Origin of the sequence: Streptomyces sp. NPDC020801, assembly GCF_044334385.1 — a bacterium.
GTDB lineage: Bacteria > Actinomycetota > Actinomycetes > Streptomycetales > Streptomycetaceae > Streptomyces.
Map to the genome: position 1 here is coordinate 25,784 of NZ_JBIRST010000041.1, position 10,480 is coordinate 36,263.

Genomic DNA, 10,480 nt, shown 5'->3' on the forward strand with positions numbered 1-10,480 from the left:
TGAGCAGCGACGACAGCGAACCGAAACTGGAGTACCAGGACAGGCCCAAGCGCCTGTAGGAGGCTCAGCCGCTCGTCTTGGTTCGGTGACCCGCGTCACACACGGCTCCTGTCAGCAATGGGGGCGCCGTCTCGTTCAAGGGGCACGCGAACGAGACAGGAGCAACGCCATGAAGCACCGCATCGTCGTACTCGGCGCCGGATACGCCGGGGCCTTCGCCGCCGGAAGCCTGGCCCGCCGCCTCTCCCCCGCCGACACCGAGATCACCGTCGTCAACGCCGTACCCGACTTCGTTGAGCGGATGCGGCTCCACCAACTCGCGATCGGCCAGGACCTCGCGTTCCGCAAGCTCGCCGACGCATTCGCGGGCACAGGGGTGCGGCTGCGCCTGGCACGCGTCACCGGCGTCGACCCCGAGCGCAGGACAGTCGCCGTGACCGGCGAGGACAGCGACGGCGAGCTCACATACGACACCCTTCTCTACGCGCTCGGCAGCTCCGTGGCCCACCATGGCGTGCCCGGCGTGGCCGAGTACGCCTTCGATGTGACCGGCCGGTCCTCGGCACTGCGTCTGCGCGAGCGCCTGGCCGATCTGGGCGAGGGCGGCACCGTGCTGGTCGTCGGTGAAGGGCTGACCGGCATCGAGACCGCAACCGAGTTCGCCGAGTCCCGGCCCGACCTCTGGGTCGCGCTCGCCGCCCGCGGCGAGCTGGGCGCCTGGCTCTCCCCGAAGGCCCGCCGTCACCTGCGCCAGGCCTTCGACCGGCTCGGCATCACCGTCCACGAGCACACCGGCATCGAAGCCGTCGAGCCGACACGGGCGATCGCCGCCGACGGTACGTCCATCCCGGCCGATGTCACCGTGTGGTCGGCCGGGTTCGCCGTACACCCCATCGCGGCCGCCAGCGGCCTGGAGGTCGCCGAGACCGGCCAGATCGTCGTCGACCGAACCATGCGCTCGGTATCGCACCCGGACGTCTACGCCGCCGGTGACTGCGCCTACGCGATCGGCGAGAACGGCCGACCGCTGCCGATGTCCTGTGCCTCGGCCGGCTACACCAACATGCAGGCGACCGCCGCGATCATCGCGCGCTTGACGGGAAGCGAGGTCCCGACCACCGGGCTGAAGTACCACGGCAACCACATCAGCCTCGGGCAGCGGGACGCGATCTTCCAGATGGTGGACGGGGACGCCCGGTCGAAGTCCTGGTACCTGGGCGGCCGGACCGCCGCGCGGCTCAAGTCGGGCGTGCTCAAAGCGGCGGGGTGGGGCATCGCCCACCCGACCTTCGGCATGCCGAAGCGCAAGCGCCGCCTGGCCACCGCGCCAGACCGGGCCGGTGTGAAGGTCGCCGCATAGGCTCCTCCGCATGGACAGCGCAGCCATCGATCGATTCGAGGCCAGCCGGGGCCGGCTGGCCTCGCTCGCGTACCGTCTACTCGGCTCGGCCGCCGACGCCGAGGACGCCGTGCAAGACACGTTCCTGCGCTGGCAGGCCGCAGACCGGGAACGCATCGAGGTGCCGGAAGCGTGGCTGACCAAGGTCGTCACGAATCTCTGTCTCGACCGGCTCCGCTCGGCGCAGGCGCGCCACGAGCGCGCTGTCGGAGACTGGCTGCCCGAGCCACTCCTCGAGGGCGACCCGATGCTCGGGCCTGCCGATACCTTCGAGCAGCGCGAATCGGTGTCCTTGGCCGTACTGACCCTCATGGAGCGCCTCTCGCCGGTCGAGCGGGCCGCTTACGTCCTGCGCGAGGCCTTCTCGTACCCCCACGCCGAGATCGCCGGGATCCTCGACATCACCGAGTCCGCGAGCCAGCAGCATGTCCACCGGGCCCGGATCCGGGTCGCCGCCGAGCGCCGCGGCGGCGCCACGCGCTCGAAGTCGGCAGGCAGCCGTCCTACGGGTTGCGCCGCCGGTTCGCACTGCCCAGCTGCTCGGCAACCAGGCAGCTGGGCCGCAGAGTTCAGCAGGCTGAGGCCCGGCGCTCGTCGCCTCCCGCGTGTGCTTGCCGGTCGCGTTCCGTGCGGGCTGCCTCTAGAAGGCGTCGCCAGGACGTTACCGTGGGTCGTCGCGCAGTACCCGTCACTTTGCTGATGCGCCGGCGAATGGCTGCGAACAGCTCGGCGCGATCGCGAACTGGGTGGTCGACCCGGTCGTACCGCAGCTGAAGCGTGGCGGTGCGGTGCGGTGACTGCAGCAAGATCAGGCCCAGGCCTCCCCCGGGGGGTCAACTCGCGATGTCCGCGCAGTTGCAGCGGCACGCCGTGAGCCGGGTCGGTCAGCGCCTGGACCAGCTCCACCCTCCGCAGAGCGGTGTCAGAGTCGTGGTCCAGTTCCAAAATCCACCACTCCCCGAGCCGGGCCTCATCACCGGTGACGACCTGGGGGACGGCAACCGTGTGCAGGAGCCCGGGACGGCGCAGCAGTCCGCAGGGAAGCCAGGCCACCTCCCGCCAGGTGCACTCGTGGATCAGCGGCTGGCGTTCGGCGTCCCACGGTCGCTCTTGGCCGGGGCGGAGTTCGTTCGCCCGCGTGGTGAAGGTACGCCAGGCTTCCACGGCGCCGGGCCGGGAGCCTGTGGAGTAGATCGTCTGTCAGCGGTTGACTTCGAGGTTCGTCGGAACGAGCAGGGCGCGCAGGAGGTGGGTGTCGCGGGCCGGATCGGTACGGAGTTTGGTCAGGGTCCGCCAGTTCTTGAGGTGGGCGAAGCCGTGTTCGACGGGGGCACGTCCGACGGCGAGGACGCGGTTGGCGGTCTTCTCGCCGGGGGTGAGCTTGTGGGTGCGGCTGGCGTGGAAGCCGGTGACGATCACGGGGTCGAGTATGTCGTTGTCCAGGCCGCATCCACGCTGGAGAACGTCATGCTTCGAGATCGGGGTCGAGCACCACCCTAAACCTGTTGCCTTCCGGATCGGTCATCAGGGCTTCCACGGGATCGTGGAGTTCCACCAGAGAGGCGCCCTTGGCGATCAGCGTCTGAACCTGCTCGGCGACCGTTCCGGCAAGGACGGTGACGACCGGTAGCACAGCCGGAGATTCCGCTTCGCCGACACTGTACGCACCAAAACCCGGAATACTGCCCCAGAACCTGATCATTTTCTCCGGATCTACGGCTTCAAAATGAACGTGCATGCTGCTGTCTCACTTTCATCTGTGCGACCGAAGCCGAAAACGGCCTACCGAATCAATCCGGCAGGCCGTTACGGGTGAACGGACTTCAGCAGTCGATCACGGTGTTGTGCGAGTCCGCGATTCCGGGTTCGCTGAAGCGCCCGTGGTACTCGACCTGAAGGGTCACCTGAGTGTTGTACGTCTCCTTGTGGCCATCATGCACGCACTTGAGCCCCGGAGTGGTGTAGCGCCCGCTGCACTTCGTCCACCCGCTGTCCTTGTGCTTCACCGCGCGCCAGTACCCGCCGTACTCGTACTGCTGAAGATCGACCTGGGCCCGGCATTTGTCGGGCGCCGGAGTCGAGCAACCCGTGTAATGGCCCTGGGCGTACAGCGGGCCGTCATGGGTGACCTGGAACGGTTTCTCACCCTGGAACGTGCACCACACGGCTACGTCAGTAGGGCTCTTCGCGACGGCCCTTCCCGTGCTGCCGCTCGGAGCTGCCGCAGCCGACGCCGTGGCAGCCGGCACCAGCAGGGCCCCCGCCGCGAGAAGCGGGACGACAAAACGTGCCTTCACTTTTCCCCCAAGAAAAATCGAATGCGTGTCGCACCACCGACCACCCTCATGGGTTCACAGGCGCCACACAAGATCCGTGGCGCGAACTTTCCGTTGTTTGTCCGGTTCCCAGTCGTGGAATTGGCCGTTCCCTCCCATCCGCTGGCAGCGGGCCGGTAGAAAACGACGAAGCCCCCGCCGGCCCAGAGGCTGACAGGGGCTGCCTGTGCGGTTTAGTGATCACAGATGTACGTGCGGATCACCTCGTTCAGCTCCTACGCCTGCTCGGGCGTCGACTTATTCGGGCCGTTGGTGAACGCCTCGACCGTCCGCTCCACGGCGTCCGGACGGACGGTTCAGTACCGCGCACTGCCTGCGCCCCCACACGACCAATGACCGCACCGACCCGCACCGACCCGACCGAGTCGGAGTCCCCTCGCTCCACTCTCGGGGCCCTCGGATGCGGCTGCGCCCCGCTCGTCATCACGCGTTCGCCCTGTTGTCGGCCGGCCAGCTCGTGCCGAGTGGCGCGGTTTACTCGGCGTCGAGCTGGTGGTCGGCCCAGTCACAGCTTTCGGGCAGCACGTCGGTGACAGGAACGGTTCGGACGCGGTCGTCTTCGCCGACGATGACCTTGAGGGCGGGAAAGCAGTCGAGAAGGACCTGCCGGCACCGGCCGCACGGGGGGACAACTCCCCGGCCTTCGGGCGCGCCTGCACGCCCAGAAGGGATACGAGGAAGCTGCCCGCATCTGGAGAAGGGCCTGCATGGCGTAGGACGCGCTCCTCGGTTCCGCGGACGTCGGCTAACCCCAATGCCACTTACTTGACGACGCACGCGAGCCTTCGACCTGCGGCGATGTCGCCACTGACGGGCTTTGGAAGGCCGGGTGGGCCCGAAGCTGGAACCATTGCTGCGTCGGCCTTGAGCGAGCCGGCCCGGATCACCCCGAGAGCGATTCGGCGATCCGGCGGTGACGGCGCCTTATCGTGCGGTCCTGGGCCAGCTCGGCCAGCACGACCGCCCCACGCTCAGGGTCGTGTTTGGCGAGGACCCGGGCCGCGATTAGCCGCAGACGGCTCTTGTGCGCCGTGTGGTGCGCGAAGTCGTCGAGCAGGGCGGGTCCGCGTGCGTCGCCGATGCAGGTCAGCATCTGGGCCGCCCAGTTGCGGAGGGAGGGCGGCGCGCCCGGGTCGCGGGCGAAACCGTCGAGTACATCCGCGCTGCGCTCGTGCCCCCATTCGGCGAGTGCCTTGAGCGCGTCGGCACGCTCGTGCGCCATAAAACCCTTGGTGTCACGGGCGAAGTCGTCGAGGAGCTGCACGCCGCGCTCGTCGCCGAAGCCCACGAGCAACGTGGCGGCTTCGATGCGCGTCTCGTTCGGGTTCGAGCTGTCGGTGGCGAGGGTGTGGAGCAGAGGCAGGCCGCGGTCGTCCTCCACGTCGCAGAGCAGGCCGGCGGCGTCGGCGCGCCATACGTTCCCGGTCAGGTACGGGGTTGCGGCGATCTCGGCGAGAATGTCGGTGGCGTGGTCGTCACCGAGCCACCAGAGGGCCTGTGCCGCGTTGACCCGGGCACTTCTCTCCGCTCTCGCGAGGTAGAACTCAGGAGGAATCCCGCCTTGCGCCTCGGCAGGCAACTCGTGGGGATTGGCCCGGAGATAGGCCATCCGCCGATCCCTGTCGGTGATCCGGGCGGTATGGCGCAGGGAGTCTGCGGCAGCGTCGACGACGTCTCCCGGCAAGGCCGTACCCAGGTGCTTCTGCTCGGCGAGGAAGCAGCAGCCCCGCAGGTTCGAACGCCCGGTGAGCTTCTGGAGCTCTCGGCCCACCTGCGCTGCAGCGGGGTTCGTCCGCTCGTTCAGGAGCCGGTCGAGCAGAAAGCCCGTGTAGGACGCCTGCTCATCGTCCGGGGCGTTCCAGTAGCGGCGTCCCCACCAGGCGAAGTGGACCTTACGTGTCGGCCGCTGCCGGACCCACCTGTCACCGAGCAGGCGCTGGGTCTCTCGCTCGCAGTCGTCGGGTGTCCTGGTCGCGTACTGTGCCGCGCAGTGTTCGAGGAACGTCTGCTGGAGGAATTCGAGTTCGCCTGCGCGGTCGGTCAGCAGCCCGCTGCGGAGCACGGTCTCCTTCAGGGTCATCCCCGATGGTGGTTTCCCGGGCCAGGATTTCAGCAACGTGTCCAGGGGCTCCTCGCGTGGCCGCGGGGGGCTCTCACGCACGCCCAGCCGCAGAGCGGCGATGTGCCCGGCGAGGTCCAGCGCCGCCTCCCAGATGTCGTCCGCCGCCTGGTGCTGCCGGAGCAACTCGACGAAGTCGTCGTAGATCTCACCGCGGCCACCGGGCAGCATGCCCTCGGGGTTTCGGGCGTAGAGCTGGCAGAGCAGCCCGGCCATCAGGGGCGTGCGGGCGAGCTCGGGCAGTGGGTCGCGGGCCAGCGCCTCGGTGACGAAGCGTTCGGCGGTGCCGCCCGGGTCCGCGACGCCCAGGGCCGTGAACCAGCCGCGGGCGACCTCCGGCAGCTCGTCCCGGCCAAAGGGCAACAGATCGAAACGGGGTAGGTGCGCCCCGAGTCGGTCGAGCTCCCGGTCGGGCAGCGGACGGGTGGCCACGACGAAGCGGTACGGTCCCGCGTCGCCCTCCTCGGCGAGCAGGGCGAGATGGCGCAAGAGGCGGATGCGGGTTGCGGACGAGGGGATCTCGTCGAGCCCGTCGACCAGGACGAGCCAGCAACCGCCGCCCGGTGGGCGCCCGGAGAACAACTTGCGCATGTCCAGCAGGACTTCGCTGTGCGCCGCATGTGCCAGAGCGGCCGACAACTTGTCACCGGCCAGCTTGCCGTTCTGGTCCATCAGCGCCTTCGCCGGGACCAGTACCGGGACCGGGGCGCCGTCATCCCCCGCCGTGCGGCGCGCGACGGCGTCGGTCAGCCAGGTGCGCAACAGGCTGGACTTGCCGCCGCCCGGCCCGGCCAGCACCAGGCAGGCCGGGCCCGCGGCCAGGACGTCGTCCGCCGATAGCAGCACCGCCGGGGACGTCAACGACGGCCGTCCGCCTCCGGGAGCGTCTGTCGCCTCCTCTCTGAGACAGCGCACCCGCTGGCGCAGATGGACCTCGTGCAGCCGCGGCTTCCTGCCGCCGACGACACCGGCGTACGGCTGGTCGTCGGCGTGCTCGGCTGCGGCCCTCAGGTAGCGCTCCAGCTCGTTGTGAGAGATGCGCGACGCCACTCCGTGGTCGGCGAGCACGGCCGCGAAGCCCGGCAGGTCCAGCATCCTGCTGATGGAAACCGCCCTCAGGGCAGTCCTGTTGAGGGAGTGATTGCGATCCTCGATCAGTACGCCCAGCAGGAGCCCGTCGTCGGTGAACAGCGGCCCACCCGACATCCCGCCCCAGCGCCTTTCTCTCACGTCGTGGAGCAGCAGTTCGGCGTAGAGGGTCAGCAGCCCGAATCGCATTCCTTGTGTCGGTTCGACGTATCCGCGCAGGCTCATCATGTCGCGGTCGCCGTCCGGCCGGCGCTCGGCGTCGGGAAACCCGAGCGCGTGACACGCCACGCGGTCGTCTCCTGCGACGTCCCCGAAGCGCACACTGCCGCCGGCCGGCCGGCCGACGGGCCACTCGGCGGGGGTCTCGGTCAGCAGAAGCGCGACGTCCTGTTCGGGGTGCGTCCGGTCTTCCACGGGCCTGAGCGGCCACAGCCGGGAGGCCTTGAGCGGAGCGGAGCGCCGGATGTCCAGGGGCCGTACGACGACCGGTCCGTCCGTGGCGATCACGTGGTGGGCGGTCAGGACGAGGCGGTCCGTCAGGAGGTAGCCGCTGCCCACGCGTTTGGGGCCCACCTGTACTTCGACGACGCGTGGGGCGTGCGGGTGGTGCGAGGCCGGGTCAGCGTGAACCATGGATCTTGGCTTCCTGGTCGTACCGGTCGACCGGCTGTAGCGTGAGCTTGAGCCGGTGGATCGTCCCGGCGGCGAGCGCCCCGCGGGCCTCGCCCGACCAGGGCAGAACCAGGATCTTCGCCTTGGCCTCGCCGTCCTTGCGCACTTCGACGGAGAACTCGAGCTCCACCGGCCCCGTGCGGAAAAGGAGTTCGTCTGATCCCCTGGCCTCGTCCTGGGCCTGCTGCAATTGGGCGCGGATCGCGCTGATGGTCTCGCCGAGTTCCGCCCATTGTGGTGTACCGGACATGGTGGTGGTCTCCGTTCGTGCCGCACAGCGGCGTCGCGTGTGCGAGCGGCCTGGCCCGTGCTCGCTTGTGAGGAGCATCACCGTAGGGCTACCGGCGACGATATTTCCGGTAAAACTACGTATTCGACGCCCTGTTGCTACTGAGGTTTTCGGTTCGGGTGACGTCGTGGCCGCCTCGTGATCAGTCCTGTCTCGGCGATGAACCCGTCGAGCAGGTCGGACCGGTACTGCAGCCGTTTGAGGCGAGTGCGGACCAGTCCGGCCAAGTCATCGATGCTGCGCGGGGCGAGGTTGCCCAGGCTCTTCTTCAGGTGGGCCCACACGCCCTCGGCCGGGTTGAGATCCAGGCTGTAGGTGGGGAGGCGGAAGACCGTTCCACCCGTGGCCACGTCTCCTTGGTCCACGTGGTCACGGCCTCCTCGTCGCGTCGCAGGATGCGCCAGGTCTGTGCCGGGCTGAAGCGCACGTGGAAGCGCCGGGCGATCACGGTGGCCACCCGGGGCCAGCGTCCAGCGCTAATCCTCGGTCCAGCCGGGCGCGGCCGGTCCCTTCTCCGGCTCGGCCGCCAGCCAGACCCGCCACTTCGGCTTCATCCGCGACGGAAGCCCGGACGGCCCCTTGGACCGCAGTGCCTCCACACCGCCGTCCCGCCAGCGGGCGTGCCAGGCACACGCGGACTTCCGAGAGACCCGCAACCGCCGCGCGCCCTGCGGCGGTCAGACCTCTTGCGCGAATAACTCGGCGGCTGCGAACCGCACTTGCTCCCGCCGGGCCCGCTGCCGACCGGAGGCAGTCCGCCGGCCGCGCTGTGCCTGCGGCCCGTGCCCTCATGCACGTCCGGATCCCGCGCGACCTCCGCGGCCGACTTTCCCGTCTCCAGCACGATCCGTACCGCGCCCTCACGGAACGGCGCGTCATACGAACGTCGCATCCCCCGCCATGACCCTCAACTTCCCCTTCAGTCACACCTCCACGCCACGAGGGGAAGGTCATTCCGATGTACCCACGGATCGCGGAGTGCGCATCGACTTCCGGTCAGGCGTTGAGCGAGGGTGATGTCAGCGCCGATACGCAGTGCTCGCATGGGTCCTCCTGGTCGGTCCGGGTCGGGGATGCGCACTGCCCAGGTGCTTAGTGCGCAGGCCGCCTGCGGAGTGCGCAGGTCCTGCGCAGTGATCACTACGGCTGCGCATTGGGCACCTGATCAGGGACTTTGCTGATTGCGTAGCTGCCGTGGGCGGCTGGGATCCGATGCGTAATCGGTCCGGCCGATGCCTACTGCTGAGCCTCTGCGTGATACCGGGTGAGCGCGTGCCAGCGCCGCCGGAAGTCCTCCGTCTGATCGGCGATCTGGGCTGGAGTGATCGGCTTGTTGTACTGGGCCCTGATCCCGCGGACTGCGCAGTCCTGCGCAACAGCATCAGCCGAGGAGGCTTCGCTGCGCACGCGGTGCTCCGCCCAAACGTTATAGAGGCGGAACTGGAGCGGGTACCGGCGCAGCGTGGACGGGGCGACGGGCTTCCCTCCCCTACCGAGCATGCCCTTCTCCGCCAGGAAGGCGGACAGCTCATCGGCACCAGGTTCCCCGCCGTGCTGAGCCTGATACTCCATCCACGCGAGGTAGTACCGGTCGACGACGGTCAGGGCGCCTCCCCCGCCAGGACTCTGCGGCGGGGGCTGCTCGTCGACCTTGGCGTCGGTTCTCGGGCTGCGCCGGCCTTCGGCAGACTGGGCGCCGGCGGCTGCAGTCTTCTGCTCAGTCCCCCGATCCGGCAGGGGCTCGCCCTCCGGCTGCTCGCTGGGATCGGTCTCCGCCTCGTCGTCGGCACGCGGGGCTGTCTCCGAGCCGCGGATGCCGTACTCGCGCTCCTCGAATTCGGCGACGTAGTCCTGCAATTCGGCCGCGGTGATCGGATGACCTGTGGCGCCCGTGATGCCGTCGCGCTGGTAGACGTACTGGGCGAGGGTGTCCGCATTGGGGTAAGAGCCGCGCTCCTGGGCGTACGTGAGCCAGGCGTTGTAGAAGTAGTCGCCCCACGTCAGTCCGTCGTCCACCCCTTGGGCGTCTTCGGGTCCGCACTCATCTTCGGATATGCCTGTCGGCGCCTTGCGCTGCTTGAGGGCCTGTGGCAGACGTTCCGGCTGCTCACCAGACAGTGGTCCGCCAGCTGCGGTGGCGATGCCGTACGGGTCCTGGAGCGAACGCGCGAACTGCGCGCTGGTGGACTCGAATCCGAAAGCCGCGAGCCGGGCCTGGTAGGCGTCGGCAAGGTGCCGGGCATTCCCTTGGCCCCCCACGTCTGGCTCGTGTGACCGGCCCGGGTCGGCAGGCGTCTGGCTTGTCCGCTGGGGCTCGGCGGCACTCAGCTGTGCACGCTCCGTCACTTGCGCGACGGCGGTGTCGAGTTCGAGGCTCTTCCGCTGAGCCGGCACGGCGATCCGTTCGTCGGTGAACCGGGTGGGCGGCTCATCAATGCCAGCGGCGGCCAGACCGGTCGGGGCCGTCTCGGCCAGGCGAATGCCGTAGCGGGCCAGGCGCAGTGGCATCAGGGACTCCACCGGGGCCTTGCGCCGCCAGGCCCGGCCGAAGCGGGAGCGCAGCCGGGCCTGGTAGA

General features: G+C 69.1%; 8 protein-coding genes and 3 pseudogenes. 2 read left to right on the forward strand and 9 right to left on the reverse strand.

Annotated elements, in window-relative coordinates:
• Window positions 1–169: 169 nt before the first annotated feature.
• Together ACH4UM_RS40175 and ACH4UM_RS40180 are read left to right on the forward strand one after the other, a co-directional pair.
• Window positions 170–1,360, forward strand: a complete 1,191-nt coding sequence (locus ACH4UM_RS40175) for an NAD(P)/FAD-dependent oxidoreductase (RefSeq protein ID WP_398191120.1) — start codon at window positions 170–172, stop codon at window positions 1,358–1,360.
• Window positions 1,361–1,370: 10 nt separating this feature from the next.
• Window positions 1,371–1,892 (forward strand): annotated as a pseudogene (locus ACH4UM_RS40180) (sigma-70 family RNA polymerase sigma factor); the annotation flags it as partial.
• 707 nt (window positions 1,893–2,599) lie between these two features.
• Here ACH4UM_RS40180 and ACH4UM_RS40185 read toward each other — a convergent pair.
• The 9 genes and pseudogenes from ACH4UM_RS40185 to ACH4UM_RS40225 all read right to left on the reverse strand — a co-directional run.
• The gene (locus tag ACH4UM_RS40185; protein WP_398191123.1) at window positions 2,600–2,818 is read right to left on the reverse strand and encodes a hypothetical protein; all 219 of its coding nucleotides are present in this window, start codon (window positions 2,816–2,818) and stop codon (window positions 2,600–2,602) included.
• A gap of 46 nt (window positions 2,819–2,864) precedes the next feature.
• Window positions 2,865–3,137, reverse strand: a complete 273-nt coding sequence (locus ACH4UM_RS40190; protein ID WP_398191125.1) for a VOC family protein — start codon at window positions 3,135–3,137, stop codon at window positions 2,865–2,867.
• A gap of 85 nt (window positions 3,138–3,222) precedes the next feature.
• On the reverse strand, window positions 3,223–3,564 hold the full coding sequence (locus tag ACH4UM_RS40195) for a hypothetical protein (RefSeq protein ID WP_398191128.1): 342 nt from the start codon (window positions 3,562–3,564) through the stop codon (window positions 3,223–3,225).
• Between the two features lie 645 nt (window positions 3,565–4,209).
• Window positions 4,210–4,374: pseudogene (locus ACH4UM_RS40200) on the reverse strand (cytidine deaminase); the annotation flags it as partial.
• Window positions 4,375–4,618: 244 nt separating this feature from the next.
• The gene (locus ACH4UM_RS40205) at window positions 4,619–7,576 is read right to left on the reverse strand and encodes a trypsin-like peptidase domain-containing protein (RefSeq protein ID WP_398191130.1); all 2,958 of its coding nucleotides are present in this window, start codon (window positions 7,574–7,576) and stop codon (window positions 4,619–4,621) included.
• Window positions 7,563–7,865, reverse strand: a complete 303-nt coding sequence (locus tag ACH4UM_RS40210; protein WP_398191133.1) for a trypco2 family protein — start codon at window positions 7,863–7,865, stop codon at window positions 7,563–7,565. The genes ACH4UM_RS40205 and ACH4UM_RS40210 overlap by 14 nt, the downstream gene beginning before the upstream one ends.
• Window positions 7,866–8,002: 137 nt before the next feature.
• On the reverse strand, window positions 8,003–8,269 hold the full coding sequence (locus ACH4UM_RS40215; RefSeq protein WP_398191136.1) for a transposase: 267 nt from the start codon (window positions 8,267–8,269) through the stop codon (window positions 8,003–8,005).
• A gap of 185 nt (window positions 8,270–8,454) precedes the next feature.
• Window positions 8,455–8,796: a transposase gene (locus ACH4UM_RS40220; RefSeq protein ID WP_398191138.1), complete on the reverse strand. Its 342-nt coding sequence runs from the start codon at window positions 8,794–8,796 to the stop codon at window positions 8,455–8,457.
• Window positions 8,797–9,140: 344 nt separating this feature from the next.
• Window positions 9,141–10,480, reverse strand: a pseudogene (locus ACH4UM_RS40225) (hypothetical protein); the annotation flags it as partial.